9 protein-coding genes and 4 pseudogenes are annotated in these 17,276 nt (G+C 71.3%); 6 read left to right on the forward strand and 7 right to left on the reverse strand.

Annotated features, from left to right (window positions below; translation table 11 throughout):
- Positions 1–159: 159 nt before the first annotated feature.
- From ACIA8X_RS19325 to ACIA8X_RS19335, 3 genes and pseudogenes are all read left to right on the forward strand, one after another.
- Complete coding sequence (locus tag ACIA8X_RS19325; protein WP_399458719.1) at positions 160–1,206, forward strand: LacI family DNA-binding transcriptional regulator; 1,047 nt, start codon at positions 160–162, stop codon at positions 1,204–1,206.
- A 286-nt stretch (positions 1,207–1,492) separates the two neighbouring features.
- A complete protein-coding gene (locus ACIA8X_RS19330; protein ID WP_393442892.1) occupies positions 1,493–2,785 on the forward strand; it encodes an ABC transporter substrate-binding protein in 1,293 nt (430 codons plus the stop codon).
- Positions 2,786–3,109: 324 nt separating this feature from the next.
- A pseudogene (locus tag ACIA8X_RS19335) lies at positions 3,110–3,508 on the forward strand (carbohydrate ABC transporter permease); the annotation flags it as partial.
- Between the two features lie 42 nt (positions 3,509–3,550).
- Here the strand turns inward: ACIA8X_RS19335 and ACIA8X_RS19340 are convergent.
- From ACIA8X_RS19340 to ACIA8X_RS19360, 5 genes and pseudogenes are all read right to left on the reverse strand, one after another.
- The gene (locus tag ACIA8X_RS19340; RefSeq protein ID WP_399458720.1) at positions 3,551–4,945 is read right to left on the reverse strand and encodes a TIR domain-containing protein; all 1,395 of its coding nucleotides are present in this window, start codon (positions 4,943–4,945) and stop codon (positions 3,551–3,553) included.
- Positions 4,942–8,355: an FxSxx-COOH system tetratricopeptide repeat protein gene (gene fxsT / locus ACIA8X_RS19345; RefSeq protein ID WP_393442900.1), complete on the reverse strand. Its 3,414-nt coding sequence runs from the start codon at positions 8,353–8,355 to the stop codon at positions 4,942–4,944. Before fxsT ends, ACIA8X_RS19340 begins: the two co-directional genes overlap by 4 nt.
- A 159-nt stretch (positions 8,356–8,514) precedes the next feature.
- The gene (locus ACIA8X_RS19350) at positions 8,515–9,747 is read right to left on the reverse strand and encodes a TerD family protein (protein WP_399458773.1); all 1,233 of its coding nucleotides are present in this window, start codon (positions 9,745–9,747) and stop codon (positions 8,515–8,517) included.
- A 63-nt stretch (positions 9,748–9,810) separates the two neighbouring features.
- The gene (locus ACIA8X_RS19355; RefSeq protein ID WP_393442902.1) at positions 9,811–10,032 is read right to left on the reverse strand and encodes a hypothetical protein; all 222 of its coding nucleotides are present in this window, start codon (positions 10,030–10,032) and stop codon (positions 9,811–9,813) included.
- A 163-nt stretch (positions 10,033–10,195) separates the two neighbouring features.
- Positions 10,196–10,537: pseudogene (locus ACIA8X_RS19360) on the reverse strand (dTDP-4-dehydrorhamnose reductase); the annotation flags it as partial.
- A gap of 40 nt (positions 10,538–10,577) precedes the next feature.
- On the opposite strand from ACIA8X_RS19360, the pseudogene ACIA8X_RS19365 reads away from it, so the two are divergent.
- The 3 genes and pseudogenes from ACIA8X_RS19365 (at position 10,578) to secD (ending at position 15,220) form a co-directional block, all read left to right on the forward strand.
- Positions 10,578–12,115 (forward strand): annotated as a pseudogene (locus ACIA8X_RS19365) (alpha/beta hydrolase).
- Positions 12,116–12,410: 295 nt separating this feature from the next.
- On the forward strand, positions 12,411–12,815 hold the full coding sequence (locus ACIA8X_RS19370) for a hypothetical protein (protein WP_399458721.1): 405 nt from the start codon (positions 12,411–12,413) through the stop codon (positions 12,813–12,815).
- A 62-nt stretch (positions 12,816–12,877) separates the two neighbouring features.
- Positions 12,878–15,220 (forward strand): protein translocase subunit SecD, encoded by a 2,343-nt coding sequence (secD, locus tag ACIA8X_RS19375; protein WP_399458722.1) that lies wholly within the window; start codon positions 12,878–12,880, stop codon positions 15,218–15,220.
- A gap of 236 nt (positions 15,221–15,456) precedes the next feature.
- Here the strand turns inward: secD and ACIA8X_RS19380 are convergent.
- Positions 15,457–15,658: pseudogene (locus tag ACIA8X_RS19380) on the reverse strand (deoxyribodipyrimidine photo-lyase); the annotation flags it as partial.
- Positions 15,659–15,673: 15 nt separating this feature from the next.
- A complete protein-coding gene (locus ACIA8X_RS19385) occupies positions 15,674–17,185 on the reverse strand; it encodes an SDR family oxidoreductase (protein ID WP_399458723.1) in 1,512 nt (503 codons plus the stop codon).
- Between the last annotated feature and the right edge of the window lie 91 nt (positions 17,186–17,276).

A 17,276-nucleotide genomic window follows, 5' to 3' on the forward strand; every position in this document is an offset into this window, starting at 1 on the left:
GACCCGAGAGGCTCGGCGGCTTCGGCATGCGAGGGCTGGGCGCCTTCCTCGTTCAGAATTGGCCGGCTTCGGTACACGGGCCGGACGGCCCCGGCGTCCACGGCTCGGGCCACCCTCGTCGTTCCGAGCCCTGCCCTGGCGTCCACCTGGCCGGATACAGTGCACAGCGTGTTGGCGGACGATCAGCAGCAGGAGCCGAGTGTCGACCGGACCGACGGCCCCCGCCGCCGGGCCACGATCCATGACGTCGCCAAACTGGCCGGAGTGTCGCGCCAGACCGTCTCCCGCGCGGTGAACGACAAGGGCGAGATCGACCCGGGAACCAAGGAGCGCGTCCTCGAAGCGGCGCGGCTGCTAGACTACCGGCCCAGCCGGTTCGCGCGCGGCCTGGTCCGGAAGGGCACGGTGACCGCGGGTCTGGTGATCCCGGACCTGATGAACCCCTTCTTCCCGGAGGTGGCCGCCGGGGTGCTGGAGGCCGCCGAGCGGCGCGGCTGGCAGGTGGTCGTGTGGGACACGCGCACCGACGACGCCCGGGAGCGTGAGGCGCTCGACGTGCTCTCCCACCAGGCGGACGCGGTAGTCGGCTACTTCAAGAACCCGGACGACGTGCTGGCCCGGCACCTCGGTGGCGTACCGCTGGTGCTGCTGGAACGCGGCCCGCAGCAGACCCGGTTCGCCGCCGTCGGCATCGACGCCGCGGCCGGTCTCGCACAGGGCCTGGCCCATCTGGTCCGTGCGGGGCACCGCCGTATCGGCATGCTCGACGGTGTGCATGGTCCCGCCCCCAGGCGGCAGGCCTTCCTCGCGGAGGCGCGGCGGCACGGCCTGCCCGTCGACGACGGCTGGATCGCCATGTGCCCCGAGCACAGCGTGGCGGGCGGCGAGGTGGGCATGGAGCTGCTGCTGGACGCGCGGCCCGAGATCACCGCGGTGTTCGGCTTCAACGATCTGATCGCGGTCGGCGCGATGCGTGCCGCCCGGCGTCGTGGCCGGAAGGTGCCGGGCGATCTGGCGGTGCTGGGCTTCGACGGGCTGTCGCTAGGGGAGCTGGTCGAGCCGGCCCTCACCACCCTGCACATCGACAAACGGCAGCTGGGACGACTGGCCGTGGAGCAGGTGGCGCGGTTGCGGGCGGGGGAGGAGCCGATGAGCGGCAGCGATGCCTGGGTGGTTCCCGAGCTGGTGGTGCGGGCCTCCGCCTGAGGCGCCAAGCCTGTAGGGGCGGGCCACATAGGCCGTCAACACATAGGTCGTGCACGTCCCTTGACAGTGGTTTTCGGACGCCTCGATACTCGACGGCAACGTTCACGTGAACGCTCACGGAGCGCCGATTTCCCCACATCGAGCCCCTCACAGCGAGCCCTCTCCCCCGCACAGCGAGCCCCCACATCGATCTCCCCACAGCACGATGTCGAGCCCAGGACGACGGGCCGACATCGTTGTCATCGCACATCCCGAAAGCGAGTGCGCGCCCATGGAACACCGAACGATGTCCCGCAGACGTTTCCTGGGGGCCTCCCTGGGCGGAGCGGGCGCCACCCTGCTCGGCCTGTCGGGCTGCGGAGCCGCCGGCGGATCGGCCTCGGTGGGCTCCGACCACCTCAGCCTCTGGTACTGGAAGGGCGCGCTGAGCGACAAGCTGCTCGCCACCGCCGAGCGCGGCGTCCCCGGTGTGCCGGGGCTGAAGGTGAGGGGCTCGCAGATACCGGACGGCGACATCGACTCGAAGGTGCGCACCAGTCTCGCCGCCCGTGCCTACGTACCGGACATCACGGTCGCCAACTCCGACAACCTCGCCACATTCTTCCCCGACGAGGACGAGTTCCTCGACCTCAGGACGCTCGGCGCGGAATCGGTCCGGGACAGCTACCTCGACTGGAAGTGGAAGAGCTGCTTCACCCCGTCGGGCCGGATGATCGGCTTCCCGCTCGACGCCGGCCCCACCGCGCTCTACTACCGCCGGGACCTCTTCCGGAAGGCCGGACTTGCCCACGAACCGGAGGACGTCGCCGAGGAGGTCCCCACCTGGGAGAAGTTCATCGCCGCAGGGAAGACGCTGCGGGCGAAGGGGCCCGGCAAGCCGTACCTGGTGAGCAACATCGGCAACGTGTTCCAGCAGGTCCTGCTCCAGAGCCCCCAGCAGTTCGTGGACGCGGAGAACCGTTTCATCGGCGACCAGCAGCACGTCCGACGGGCCTGGGACCTCTCCGTGGAGATCCTCCGCCAGCGGCTCAGCGCCCGGATCACGGACGGGACACCCGACTTCAACGCGGCCATGAGCGGCGGCCGGGTCGCCACCATGACCACGGCCGTGTGGGCCATCAACGGCCTGAAGGACTCCGCGCCGAAGACCTCCGGGACCTGGCGGCTGACCACCATGCCGGACGGCCCGGCCAACTACGGCGGCTCGTATCTGACCTTGACCCGCTACTGCAGGGACCCCGAGGCGGCCTTCGCTTTCCTGACGTGGCTGCTCAGCCCGGCGAACCAGCTCAAGAGCTACCAGGAGATGGCCCTGTTCCCCACCACTCCGGCCTCCTACGCCGACCCCGCGATGCACGAGGCCGACCCCTTCTTCGGCGGTCAGCAGCCCATCGACGTCTTCGGCCCGGCCGCCCAGAAGGCTCCGGTCGTCTACTTCAGCCCGTACGAGGAGACCGCCAACACCCCGTTCTTCCAGGAGCTGACCAACGTGGAAATGCTCGGCAAGAACCCCGACAGGGCCTGGCGGGACGCGGTGAACACCGCCGAGACCACGCTCTCCCGGGTGGGGGTGAGCTGACATGGCCACGGTTCTCGACCAGGCCGGAGCGCCGGCGGCCGACGAGCGGCGGGCTGGCCGCCGTACCCCGTCCAACCGCCCGGGCGGACGCCGACGTCACATCCCGCCCCTCCTCGCCATCTCCCCGTTCTACGTGCTGTTCGCCGTCTTCGGCACCTTCCCGGTGCTCTACTCCCTCTACCTGTCCTTCCAGGACTGGGACGGCATCGGCGACATGCGCTTCGTCGGGCTTCAGCAGTACGGCTGGCTGCTGCAGGACTCGGTGTTCTGGCACTCGGTGCTCAACACCTTCGAGATCTGGTTCCTGTCCACGGTGCCGATGCTGTTCCTGGCCCTGGTGCTCGCGGCATCTTCTGGATGCGCCAGTACGCCCAGAACTCGCTGCCGGACGAGCTGTTGGACGCGGGGCGGATCGACGGCGCGGGCTTCTTCCGCCTCTACTGGCAGGTCGCGCTGCCGCTGTTCCGGCCGGCGCTCGCCTTCCTCGGCATCTTCACGTTCATCGGTCTGTGGAACGACTACATCTGGCCGCTGGTCGTCATGATCAACCCGGAGAAGGTCACCCTCCAGGTCGCCCTGGCGAACCTCAACACCCTGTACAACTCCGACTACGCGCTCGTGATGGCCGGCGCGCTGATGAGCGTCGTCCCGCTGATCATCGTGTTCCTGCTCGGGGCGCGGCACTTCCTGCGGGATCTGGCGGCGGGGGCGACGAAGATGTGAGGCGCACCCGCCAGCCGTCGGCCCGATGTCCTCTCGTCCCGTTCAGTCCTCCGGCCCGGGCTCGTGGCCGTCGACGAGCTTGCGCACCTCGACGCTCTCCGGACTCTCGGAGTCGATGGCCTCCAGAGCGAGGGCGAGGCGTGTGTAGCCGTCGGGCAGCTTCCTGGCGACGCGCACCACCGAAAGGAGCCAAATGCGCGTGGGCCATCGGGATTCGGGTTCCTCGGCCGGGTCGAGGCCGGTCGCCTCGAACCAGACGCGCCGGATGTCGTCGTCCATCAGGGACGAAGCCTGGGAGAGCTTGTCGACCAGGGTGCGCTCGAAGTGGCTGACGGCGTTCTGCGGCTCAGGGGGCGGGGGCCTGCGGGCGACGGCGGGTGCGAGAACGGGCTTGCTGACGGCGGAGAGGAGGATCTCCCGCTTGGCGTGCAGGTCGGGGATGTCGTACAACGCGTTGCCGTCACCGGGGGCGAGGCCCGCTGGGGTTTCCTCCTCGGGGACAGGCTCGATGAACATCGGGATGAGGCGCGGGAGATCGGGGGCGAGCTCCCGGTCCGCGTAGATCTCCTCCAGGACCGTTCGGTGCAGACAGGGGTCGGTGAGGCTGTTGCGGGACAGCAGCACGACCACGCGCTGAGCGCGGCGCAACGAGGATCTGAGGAGTCTGGCGGGCGCGCGGCCGAAACACTCCGCGGGCAGGACGTCGACATCGCGTCTCTCGGCGAGTTGGGCGTACGCCCACTCGCCCCAGCGGCGATCCGTGTCCCGGTCGGCGTAGGCGAGCACGCAGTCGACGGACAGATCCGACTCGGCCCCGAACACGGGGCGCAACTTGTCGACGCCGTCGGCCTTGAGGGGTTCGAGCGCGGCAGCGTGGGCGCCGACGACGAGGCCGGCCACCTTGTTGACCAGGCGCTCGTATTCCTCCCGTACCGGCTCGTTCCCGCGCGGAACTATGTAGTAGAGGCCGGCCTGCTCGTAGATGGACTCGGGATCACCGAGGGTCACGTACTGGGCCGCGGTGACCGCGGCCGGCCACTTCCGTCCGCCTCTCTGCCACAGCACACCGATGAGGCAGCGGGCGTCCTCCCTCCGGAAGCGTCCGAGCCGGGCGTTGAACACGGTCCACTCGTGGGCGCACCAGTGACTCTGGAAATAACTGGGCGAGTACAGGGCCAGCATGGCTCTGGCCGTGCAGACGCCGTGCTCCACGACCCGCTTCTCCCAGTATTCACCCGGGATGATGTCCTTGAAGTCGACGAACCCCGCGCCGGGGACCGCGTTGCCGAGCATCATCTTGACCCGATGCTGGACGTCGTTGTGGAAGCGTTCGACCAGCGGGAAGTTGGCTCTGACGTCCGAGTAGCCGGTGAAGAACCAGTGCGGTACGGGCGGCGGGTCCTCGACGGCCGCGCCCGGCGGGACGGGGGCGGTCACCGGGTCGCCCGGGCACGCTCGATCTCACCGACGATGTGGCGGGCCTCCGTCACCGCGAGACTCTCCGGTTCGAGCACTTCGAGGGCGTCCACGAGGCGTGTCAGACCGTCCGGACGGGCCTTGAGAGCACGGACGAGCTCGAACAGCCTGGTACGCGCCGTCAACTCGTCCCGGACGGTGACGCCGAGCGGAGTGACCAGGGCGTGGAAGCCCTCCCGGCTCTGTACGACGGCCGAGCGCTCCAACGCGTTGACGAGGCGCCGGGTCAGGAGAGCCTGACCGGTCTCGTCGGGCTCGCTCGCTCCAGGGAACACCGGGGAACGGTCGGGGCGGGTCGGCTCGTCGAGGGTGAACCGCAGCAGATCGCGGGCGGCGTCGGGATCGAGGTCGTACAGGGCCGGCGTGGTCCGAGCCTGGAGCACGGGCGGCAGTCGCTCGGTCTCCACGGGGTGGACGAAGATCGGCACGAGACGCCGTCGGCCGAGAGCGTCGTCCCGCATCAGTTCGGTCCACTCCTCGGAGGCCCAGGCGGTGGCGGTCATCGACGCCAGATAGCTGGGGGACAGCATCACGAGGACGATGTCGGATTCCCCGGACAGGGGCCGCCCGAGGTGGGTGTCCTCTGCCTCCGTCGCCACCTCGTAGCCGAGTTGTTCCAGCTCGAAGGTGATCCAGTCGACCCACACACGGTCTGCCTCGACATGGCTGACCAGCACGTACTCCCGCTCCGGACGGGATGCCGCGGGACGCGCGGACCGGGACTTCGACGGCCTGGCGGCGTGGTGGCCCGGCTCCGGTACGTCGCCCACGGTGCGGGACCAGGTGTCGAGCAGCCGGGCGATGGCCTGCGTTGCGTCGACGCCCGACAGGGCGGCCAGAAGGCCGGCGCTGAGCAACGTCCGCGCTTCCTCCGTGCGGCCGGTCGCCTGGAGACATACGGCCAAGAGGGCCGCGCCCTGCCGTGTGTCGGGATGTTCGGCCCCCAGAACGCGGAGCTGGTTCGCGTAGGTGCGGTCGGCGTAGTCCAGCGCGACGTCGAAGTCACGGGCCAGGAGGTAGGTGCAGGCAAGCAGCCAGGTGGTCCGCAGGGTGTCGATGTGATCGGCGCCCAGCGTCTCCGCCTGGCGCTCGACCGTGGCATGGAGGAGCCGCTGGGCGCCCTCGATGTTCCCCACACGGATCAGCGGCGCCGCCAGCGCGGTCGCGGCTCGCAGCGTGGCCTGGTGACTCGGGCCGAGTCTGAGGTAGAGCTGCTGGAAGACGTCGTCGAGCAGGGTCAGGGCCGACTCCAGGTCGCCGAGCTCGACGTGCAGGTCCGCCAGCTGTGCGGCGGTGCGGAGTGTGTCCAGGTGTTCCGGACCGAGCACGCGCCGCTGCCGGGACAGGGTGTCCTCGCCGAGCATCCGGGCCTCTTCCCTCCGGCCCAGCGCACGCAGTGGCTCCAGCAGGATCGCGGAGAGGTAGAGCGCGAGAGGATGGTCGGGCCCCAAGGTTTCGCGGATCTTGGTCCTGGTCGTCAGGCCGAGGTCCACGGACGCCGCCGGCTCTCCCACGTCGGAGAGCAGCACCGCGTGTTGCGTGGCGGCCCTGAGCGTCGCCGGCTCCTCGTCGCCGATGTGGTGGCGGGCCCAGGCCAGCACCACCTCGGCCAGCGGCAGAGCCTCTGCCGGCTCTCCCGTCGCACGCAGGGCATCGACCAGATGCGACGTGATGTCCATGGTGGCCGGATCATCAGTACCAAGTGTGTCCTGCGCGGCCTCGCGCAGTTCCCGCAGCCGGGGCACGGCGGCCGAGGCTTCGCCGTCCCGCATCAGGCGGGCGCATGCCAGGCCCGCCGCCGCGAGACCCTCGCGCCGGGTCAGGTCCGCTGCGGCCACCCCCAGCAGGTGCGGCAGCAGTGGTGCCCAGGCCTCCGGGCCGGCGTGCAGGGAGGGCAGGGCCGCCAGCAGCAGAGCCTGAGCGCCGAGGGCGGCGGTCGCGCGATCGCTCGGGGACAGCAGGTCGCGCAGGGCCGAGTGCGTGGCGGGATGGATGCGGAGGATGCCGTCGCCGCCCTGGGCGAGCCCGGACCGGTTAACGGCCCGAAGCGCCGCCTCCCTCGGCTCGGGATGGCGCAGCAGCTCGGCCAGCTCCTCCGGGGCCCAGTCCGGTACGCGTACGCAGTCCCGGAGCCGGAAGGGCTCGGGTGCGAGCAGTGAACAGGCCGACAGGAGCGCGACCGCCCTCGTGTCCTCCGCCCTCAGCTGCTCCAGGCCGATCCGCATGGCGTGCCGGAGCCCGTGCGGACGGTTCTCGGCGGGTCCTTCCGCCGACAGGGACCCGAGAACGGCGCCGATGGTGACCCCGCCGCTGAGGGAGCCGGCCACCATCCCCACGGCCAGCGGGCTGTCCCCCATGTCGGCCGCCACCACCTTGGCCTCCTGGTCGCTCAGCGTGGGCGCCAGCGTGCGGAGCAGGGCGTAGGACTCGTCGGCGGCGAGCGGACCCACGACGAGTTCCGCGAAGCCGGACCAGTCCCGGGCGCGGGAGACGACCAGGAACTGGCCGTTGGCGGTGTCCCTCGTCAGGTCCTCGGGCAGTTGGCCGGGACCGAGGGCGTCGTCGAACACCAACAGCCACCGATTACGGGTCCGTAGCTCGGCGGCGAGGGCCCTGACCGTCTCTCCGGGAGACGCGTCGGGGGAGGCGGCGCCGATCCGCACCGCCAGCTCGGCAAGCTGGGCGGGGACGGAGCCCCGGCCGTGCCCGATCCACCACAGGAGTTCGTACTCGCCCGCGAAGCGATGGGCGTACTCGACCGCCAACTGTGTCTTGCCCATCCCGGGTTCCCCGACGAGGACCACCCGGCACTGCTCGGTCAGCGCGGTCCGCAGCTGCTTCAGCAGGTCGACCCGGCCCACGAAGCGGTCGTATCGCTCCGGAACGTTCCACACCCGGGGGCGGCTGCCCGGCAGCCGGGGGCTGGTGGCGCCGAGGCGGCGCAGTCGGCCGCCGGACGGTGGGCCCTCGGGGGAGAGGGCGCGCAGCAGGGCCTCACGAGCGGCCCGGTCGTCGAGGCCGACGAGGCGCAGGGGTTGGAGCTCGCGGAGGCTGCCGAGGCCGTCCGGGAACGGGCCGTCCGAGAGCAGAACGGGGACCAGCGGTTTGTCCGCGGCGACAGCGGCCTGCAGTTCCGCCCGGGCGTTCCCGCTGCGCGCGTACGAAGGTGAGACGAGCACCAGCATCTGACCGGACGCGCGGACCGCCGCAAGGGTCGCGTCCATCCAGTCGGTACCCGGAGTGAGTGACCAGGTGTCCATCCACACGGCGTATCCGGCGTCCGCGAGCTGCCAGGCAGCCCACTCGGCCCAGACCTGGTCGTCCCGTGCGTAGCTGATGAAGCACGAAAACGCCCCGTCGCCAACGGCCATGTACGCGCCCCCCGTTCACACCGTGGGCACAAGGCTACTGTGCGTTGCCCGCCGTACGGGGAGATTTCCGGTTTATCGCGAACGTCATCGCCCGGCCTGCCTCGGGCGGTCCGGGCGTCGGCAACCCCGGATCCGCCCTGAAGGCCGGCCGATCACGTCCTACAGTGCCTGGGCCGCCGGCTTCACCATCCCCCGCACCGTGCGGGACTTCACGAAGTCGCCGATGGCCGTCATCTCCCACTCGCCGGAGAACTGCCTGATCATTTTCGCCATCATCACGCCCGTCTGCGGCTCGGCGCTGGTCAGGTCGAAGCGGACGAGTTCCTCGCCGGTCGCGGCGTCGAGGAGGCGGCAGTAGGCCTTGGCGACCTCGGTGAACTTCTGGCCGGAGAAGGAGTTGACGGTGAAGACCAGTCCGGTGACCTCCTGCGGCAGCCGCCCGAGGTCGACGGTGATGACCTCGTCGTCCCCGCCGCCCTCCCCCGTGAGGTTGTCGCCGGAGTGGCGGATGGCGCCCTGCACGATCTGGAGCTTGCCGAAGTAGCAGCTGTCGATGTGGTTGCGCTGCGGGCCGTAGGCGATGACCGAGGCGTCGAGGTCGATGTCCTTGCCGCGGTACGCCGGCTCCCAGCCGAGGCCCATCTTGACCTGGGAGAGCAGGGGCTGGCCGCCCTTCATCAGGGAGACCGTCTGGTTCTTCTGGAGGCTGACGCGGCCCTTGTCGAGGTTGATCTTGCCGGCGCCGGGCGCGGGGGCGGCGGGCGGGGCGGGGGGTGCCGGGGGAGCGGCCGGAGTCGTCGGGGCCGCGGGCGTGGACATGGGCGGGGCCGGCGGGGTGGCCGGGGGCTGCATGGTGGGCTGCGGCGGAGCCACCGGTGTCTGAGCCGGGGCCGGGGCCGGTTCCTCGACCGTGACGCCGAAGTCGGTGGCGATGCCGGCCAGGCCGTTGGCGTAGCCCTGGCCCACCGCGCGGGCCTTCCACGCGCCGTTGCGCAGGTAGACCTCGACGATCACCAGTGCCGTCTCGGTGCCGAGCTGCGGGGGAGTGAAGGTGGCCAGGACGCTGTTGTCGTCGGCGTTGCGGATGGTGGCCGTCGGTTCGATGCCCTGGAAGGTCTGGCCGGCGGCGTCCGGGCTGGCGGTGACGACGATCTTCTCGATGCCGGGGGGAACGGCCGTGGTGTCGACGGTGATCGCGTCGGGGCTGGTGCCGCCGCCCGAGCGGTACGTCACACCCGGGCCCTGGGGTTGGTTGTAGAAGATGAAGTCGTCGTCGGAGCGCACCTTGCCGTCGGCGGTGAGCAGCAGGCCCGATACGTCGAGCCGCACCGGTGCGGCGACGTCCACCGTCACCCGGGTGGTGGAGAGAGGGATGTTCGAGCCGGGGGTCATAGCTGTCATGCCCGGTGAACGAGCGGGGGCGATTTACCGTTCCCTTACCCGCGACCGTTCGGGTCAGCGGCGGTTACGGGGGTGATTGCGGGCCGTGCGCTCGTTGCCGTGCTTGTAGTTCCCGGTCCAGCGGGCCATGACCAGCTGAGGGTCGGCCGCCTCGACTTCGGCGAGGAACTGGGCGACGCGGGGGCCGTTCAGGGTGGTGGCGGGGCGGCCGTGGTGGGTGATGTGGACGGTGCCGTTCGCGTGTTCCTGGTAGGTGAATCCGTAGGGTCGGGGCATGGTCGGGATGGTAGGTGGAAGGGGGCGGTAGCCCCAACGGTTTTCACGGCGCGACCGGAGAAGCCGCAGGTCATCGGCAAAGTGCCCCAGCGTCTCTCCTGAGGCGGTACTCCCAGACTTTCTGATCGAGCGCCCTGGCCGGTCGGTGAATGATGCGGCCGATTCAGCGGAGGAACTCGTGGGCGCCACGGAGCCTGGTCTGCAATCGCTCCTGCGTTGCGCGACTGTCGAGGCGTACGTCGATCGCCCCGGGCAGGTTGGTGTCGGCTCGTCGCCCGGCAGGCAGTCGGACACCGTCAAGTCCTTGATTCCGGGCGATGAGGACACCGAGGTCGTGGCGGCTCAGGGCATCTGGCCCGGCAAGGTGGGACACACCGGCCGCGTCGGAGAGCGCGAGTTCCCACAAGGCTGCGGCCAGGTCTTCGACATGCAATGGGCAACGGATGTCGTCGGTGAACAGGACCCCGTCGCGACTGCCGACCGCCAGGGCATGCACCATCCGCTCCGGACCGCGCGGTTCCACGGCCGGCGGCCTGCACCGGCTCGTGTCGCGCACCGCGGCAGGGGCCGCCCTGTGCCTGGTCGGGGCGCTCACCGTCGCCGCGTCGCCCGCAGCGGCGGCCGAACCCGCCCCTGCGATCGCGGACCCCCTCGCCCGCTACCACCGGCAGCACCTCGACTGGAAGAGCTGCCTGCTCGGACCCGACGACGAGACCGGCAAGGAACTCCAGCAGGCGGGCGCGCAGTGCGCCGATGTCACCGTCCCGTTGACCCATGACGACCCGGACGGCCGCGCGATCACTGTCGCGATCTCGCGGAGCCGGGCCACCGACACGGCCCACCGCGTGGGCGCGCTGCTGCTCAACGGTGGTGGCCCCGGCGGGCAGACGATCGGCGACCCGCCGTGGGTGCGCACGGCGATGAAGCAGGTCGGTGAGCGGTACGACGTGGTGGGCGTCGACCCCCGTTTCGTCGGCCGCAGCACACCGCTGGACTGCCACTGGCCCACCGGCTCCTTCATACGCGGCGCGGGGATCGACCGTGCGGGGTTCGACCGCGCGGTGGCCCTGGCCGAGGAACTCGCCGGTCGTTGCCGGACGTCCCAGGGCGACGTCCTGCCGTACGTCACGACCCGGAACACCGCACGCGACATGGACGTCATCCGCGCCGTGCTCGGCGAGCCCAGGATCTCCTACCTCGGATACTCGTACGGCACCTACCTCGGCCAGGTGTACGCCACGATGTTCCCCGGCCGCACCGACCGAGTCGTGCTGGACGGCGTCGTCGCTCCGGACGGCTACAACCCCCGGCTGCTGCGCGGCACGGAACCGGCCAACCGGCACGCTCTCAAGGGCTGGGCCTCCTGGGCAGCCGCCCGCGACACCGCCTACGGTCTGGGCCGCACCCCTGGCGAGGTGCTGGCGGCCGTGGACAGCGTCCAGGCGGCGGCCGGACGTACGCCCCTGCCGATCGGCGCCCACCGGGTGGATGAGCATCTGGTGCCCTCGTCGTCTTCAACGGCCTCTCACAGGACAACGACGCCGCCTACGCCGATCTCGCGCAGGCCGTACGGGACATGCGTCGCGCCGCCGACGGCCACACGGTCGCCCCCTCGCCGTGGCTGGCCGAAACGCTCGGCTTCCTGCTGAACGGATCCGACTCCGCATACGGCAGTGCCCAGACAGCGATCCTGTGCGGAGACGCGTCCGCGCCGCGCTCTCCCGAGGTGTACTGGCGCGATGTCCAACGTGCCCGTGCGCAGGACCCGTTGTTCGGTCCCGTCACCAACAACATCGGTCCGTGCGCGTTCTGGGACCCGCCACGCGAACGCCCCACCACGATCCGCGGCGACTTTCCGGCCTTGCTGGTCAACGCAACCGGTGACCCGCGTACCACCTACCGGAACGCGCAGACGGTGCGCAGCATGTGGTCCTCCTCCCGCTTGGTCACCCTCCGTGGCGCGGACCAGCATGCCGTGTACGGCGTCTTCGGCAGCTCCTGTGCCGACGCGACGGTCAACACCTACCTGGCCACCGGCCGCCTGCCGGCCACGGACGTCACCTGCGACCGGCCTTCCGGCTGAGGGAGGCGGCCCGGAGGCCACCGCCGCCGAGGCGAAGTCCATCGACGGAGGGTCCGTTGACGCACTCGTGGACGGGCCTCTTCCGCGCCGCGACCGGGAGGGGGGCGGGTCTCGCCGCTGGAAGTGACCTCCCGGCGAGCGCCGACAAACGTACGGAGCAACATTCCTGCGGTGAGTCGGGAACCTCCGGACGCCCGACGGCGTTCGTGTCACTGACGGCCGGACGAGCCGAGCCGTCGGCTCACAGTGCTCAACTGCTGATTCCGTACGACGACTTGACCGGGGGGCAAGAGGCGTGCAGCCGCACCGCGCACACCCCACGCGCCCGGCCGCCGTCGTGCTCTCCGCGCTGCTCGCGGTCCTGACCTTCCTCCTGCCGGTGTCGGCCAAGTCGACGCCGGCGCCCCGCCCGTCCTCGACGGGCACGGCCGCGACAGCGACCGCGCAGGCGTCCGCGACCGCCGACGCGCAGCGACCCGTCGCCGTGGCGCACTCCGTGCTCGGCCACGCCGACGCCGTGCCGTACCCGTACCACGGCTTCCTGGGTCCTGGCACCGGGGACGCGGCCCCGCACCGCGCTGTCGGCGGCCCCGCCGTGGCCGTGGCGGCCGCGGCCGCGGGAGCGAGCCGGGGCGCCCACGCGTATCGCCCGCGCGGCCCGCCGTCCCGATGGAGCACCGAAGTCCGTATCGACGCCTGACCGTTCGCCTCCGCGCCCGGGGCAGACGTCGACTCCGTCTGCCTGCCCATCGTGGAGAACTCATGTCTCGCGCGCCCATGTGGCGGGCGATCGTCGCCCTAGGTGTGATCGCCGCCTCGCTCTTCTTCGCTCTCACCCAGTCCGCCCGCCTCGGCCTCGACCTGCGCGGCGGCACCCAGATCGTCCTGGAGACCAAGGACTCACCCGTCGTCGAGGCCAATGCCGAATCGACCCAGCGGGCCCTGGAGGTGCTCCGCCAGCGGGTCGACGCGCTCGGCGTGTCCGAGCCGAGCCTGTACCGGTCCGGACAGCAGCGGATCTTCGTCGAGCTGCCCGGCGTACAGGACCCGCGCGAGGCCGCCGAAGTCATCGGTCGCACCGCGCAGTTGACCGTCCACCCGGTGAAGGGCGCGACGGACCAGCAGGACGCAAACAAGGGGGAGCCGGCCAAGGACGGCTCGCGCACCCTGGCCGATCCCGACCAGAAGGGGGCGTTCCTCAAGCTCGGGCCCACCGTCCTCACCGGCGAGGGCGTCAAGGACGCCGAGGCGGTGCTCGACCAGCAGACGATGTCGGGCTGGATGGTCAACCTCACCTTCCGCGGGCAGGCAGGCAAGGACTGGGCACGGGTCACCGGGGCGGCGGCCTGTGCCCCGCAGGGCGCCCCCGAGCGGCGCGTCGCCATCGTTCTGGACGGCAAGGTCCTCTCGGCGCCCGGCGTCAACGCGGATGTGGCGTGCGAGGTCGGCATCTCCGGCGGCTCCACGCAGATCACCGGCGGCTTCGGCCGAGAAGAGGCCCGCGATCTGGCCGCGCTCGTCAAGGGCGGTGCGCTGCCGGTGCCCGTAGAGGTCGTGGAGCAGCGCACCGTCGGCCCCACGCTCGGTGCCGACGCCATCGCCGCCAGCACCCAGGCCGCGATCATCGGGCTCGCGCTGACGGGGCTGTTCATCCTCGTCGTCTACCGGCTGCTCGGCGCCCTGGCCACCATCGCGCTCGCGCTGTACGGGCTGATCTCCTACGCCGTACTGGTCGCTCTGGGCGCGACCCTGACACTGCCCGGACTCGCCGGTTTCGTCCTGGCGATCGGCATGGCGGTGGACGCGAACGTGCTGGTCTTCGAGCGTGCCCGCGAGGAGTATCTGGGAGTCCGCGCCCTGAAGTCGGGTCCGTCGCACCTGGACAAGCCGCTGCGCATCGGCTTCGGCAAGGCATGGAGCGCGGTCGTCGACTCGAATGTGACCACGCTGCTCGCGGCCGGGCTGCTCTTCTTCTTCGCCACCGGACCCGTCAAGGGCTTCGGCGTCACGCTCTCCATAGGTGTCCTCGTCTCGATGATCTCGGCCCTGGTGATCACCCGGGTCCTCGCAGACTTCGCGATCCGGCGCCGCTACGTGCGGGGCCGGCCCGGCCTGACCGGGATCACCTCCACCGGCCGGGTGCGTGCCTGGCTCGCGCGCCGCAAACCCCGCCTGGTGCACCACCGGCGCCGCTGGCTCGGCGTCAGCGCGCTGCTGATCGCGGTTGCCGTCGCCGGAATCGGCCTGCGCGGCCTGGAGTTCGGGGTGGAGTTCACCGGCGGGCGCCTGGTGGAGTACAGCACCAGCAGGCCCATGGACGTGGACGCGGCACGTACGGCGGTCACGGACGCCGGGTTCCCGCGCGCGGTGGTGCAGGAGTCGGGGGACGGGGACATCTCGGTACGCACCGGCGAGCTGAGCAACGACCAGCAGCACACGATCAGAACGGCGCTGGCGAAGGATGGCGGTGAGGTCACCGTCGAGCGGGACGAGCTGATCGGCCCGAGCCTCGGCGACGAGCTGCGCCGGCACGCGCTCATCGCGCTCGGCATCGCCGTCGCGACCCAGCTGATCTACCTCAGCGTGCGGTTCCGGTGGACGTTCGCCGCCGCGGCGGTGTCGGCCATGGTGCACGACGTGCTGCTTGTGGTGGGCCTGTTCGCCTGGCTCGGCAGGCCCGTCGACAGCGTCTTCCTGGCGGCCCTGCTCACGGTCATCGGGTACTCCGTCAATGACACCGTCGTCGTCTTCGACCGGGTGCGCGAGGCGCGCCGCCGCGATCCGGCGGCGGACCTGGAAACCACCGCGAACAAGGCCGTCATCCAGACGCTGCCGCGCACTGTGAACACCGGTATGGGCGCGCTGTTCATCCTGGCAGCCCTGGCCGTGCTCGGCGGTGACTCGCTCGCGGACTTCTCCGTGGCGCTGATCGCCGGCGTGGTGATCGGTATGGCATCGACGGTGTTCACCGCCGTGCCGATCGCCGTGCAGCTTGAGGGCAGCCGCCCGGCGCCGCCAGTGCGCCCCAAGCGCAGCGAGGACAGCGGGGCGCGCAGTCCGCTGGAGCGACGCGGGCGGGCGCGGGATTCAGGCGCTGTGGTGTGAGGGCGCGCGGAGGCTCGTGGGGAGGACGCGGATAGCCGGGCGCATCCCCCCGATCCGGCTGTGCAACGTGCAGCATGCTTCTCGTCCGACGCCGGTACCAGCCAGCGGCGTACGTACTCCCCGTCGGGGTCGAAACGGTGTGCCTGGACAAGGAGGTTGAGGAGCCGGTTGGAGCGGGTGTCCGTGCCGGCCGCGAGCAGTCAGGCCCGGCCCGGCATCCAGCCCTCGTGGCGGAGCTGGCGCATGGCCCCGTCGAGGTCGGCCAGGCTGTCGGCCAGGAACGCCGCCCGGTTGGGCACGGCGAAGCCGGCGCGGCGGATGCCGGCGTCGACGACGAGGAGCGGGACCACGCGGTCCGCGTCCCTCAGAGCGGCCTGCAGGACCGGGTTGTCGTGCAACCGCAGGTCCGCGGGGGAACAGGGCGACACAGACGCGCAAGGTTCCTCGATCCCCTCAGCGGGGGCGAACCGGTCCAGGAGCGGCCGATTCGGCCGCTGCCGCGATGTTGCGGGCCATGCCGCCGAAGACCGCGGCGTGGAACGGGGCCACGCCCCACCAGTAGGCGTGCCCGGCCAGGCCGTGCGGATGGAAGAGGGCGCGCTGCCGGTACACCGCGCACCCCTGTGGACCCGGGTCGACGGCCATCTCCAGCCAGGCCAGGCCCGGCAGCCGCATCTCCGCGCGCAGCCGAAGCAGCCGGCCCGGCTCGATCTCCTCCACTCGCCAGAAGTCCAGGCTGTCGCCGACCCGCAGCCGGATCGCGTCCCGGCGGCCCCGGCACAGGCCGACACCGCCCACCAGGGTGTCCAGCCAGCCGCGCAGGGACCAGGCCAGCGGCGATGAGTACCAGCCGTTCTCGCCGCCGATCGCCTCCACCACCCGCCACAGCGCCTGCGGCGACGCCGCGACCGTACGCTCGCGGTGATCCGTGTAGAGGCTGCCGCCCGCCCAGTCGGGGTCGGTCGGCAGCGGGTCGCTGGGGGCGCGGGGAGTCGAGGCCGAGGACCACCTGGTGGCCACGTCCGCGTCCTGCACGCGCCGCAGAGCCAGCCGGATCGCCCGGTCGAGGGTGACCGGTCCCTCCGGCGGGTCCGGCACGTGACGGACGATGTCCCGCTCGGCGCAGACCACCTCGTGCTTCAGCGACTCGACCAGCGGGCGCGCGAGAGCGCCCGGCACCGGGGTGACCAGACCGACCCAGAGGCTGGACAACCGGGGGGTGAGCAGCGGAACGGGGACGATGACGCGCCTCGGCAGCCCGGCGATGGCGGCGTACCGCCGCATCATCTCCTGGTACGTGACGACATCCGGCCCGCCGATGTCGAAGGCACGGTTCACGTCGTACGGCAGCCGCGCGCATCCCACGAGGAGGCGGAGCACGTCGCGGACGGCGATCGGCTGCATGCGGGTACGCACCCAGCTCGGGGTCACCATCGCGGGGAGCCGCTCGGTCAGATGGCGCAGCATCTCGAACGAGGCCGAACCCGACCCGATGATCACGGCTGCCCGCAGTACGGCGGTCGGTACGCCCGAGGCCAGGAGGATGCGGCCCACTTCGGTGCGGGACCGCAGATGCGGTGAGAGCGCGTGCTCGGGTACGCCGGAAGGGGTCAGCCCGCCGAGGTAGACGATCCTGCGGATTCCGGCAGCATGCGCCTGCTCACCGAAGATCCTGGCCGCGCGCCGGTCGGTCTCCTCGAAGCCCCGCCCGGTGCCCAGGGCGTGCACGAGGTAGTACGCGACGTCCATTCCGTCCATGGCCGCGCGCACGGACTCCTCGTCCGTCACGTCCCCGCGCACGGCCTCCGCCTGCCCTGCCCACGGATGGTCCCGCAGCTTGCCGGGCGAGCGGGCCAGGCAGCGCACCGAGTACCCGGCCGCCAGCAACTCCGGCACCAGCCTGCCGCCCAGGTAACCGGTGGCGCCGGTGACCAGACAGCGCAGCGGCCGGTCGTCGTCGGTCATGCCGATCGCACGCCTGCCGGTCGAGTGCGCCTTGTCCGGCGACGGGCGGCGGGCCGGGCCGCAAGAAGCGTCATGGCTCTCATGTCTTCCC

It is taken from the genome of Streptomyces sp. NPDC051738 (assembly GCF_044453205.1).
Classification (GTDB): domain Bacteria; phylum Actinomycetota; class Actinomycetes; order Streptomycetales; family Streptomycetaceae; genus Streptomyces.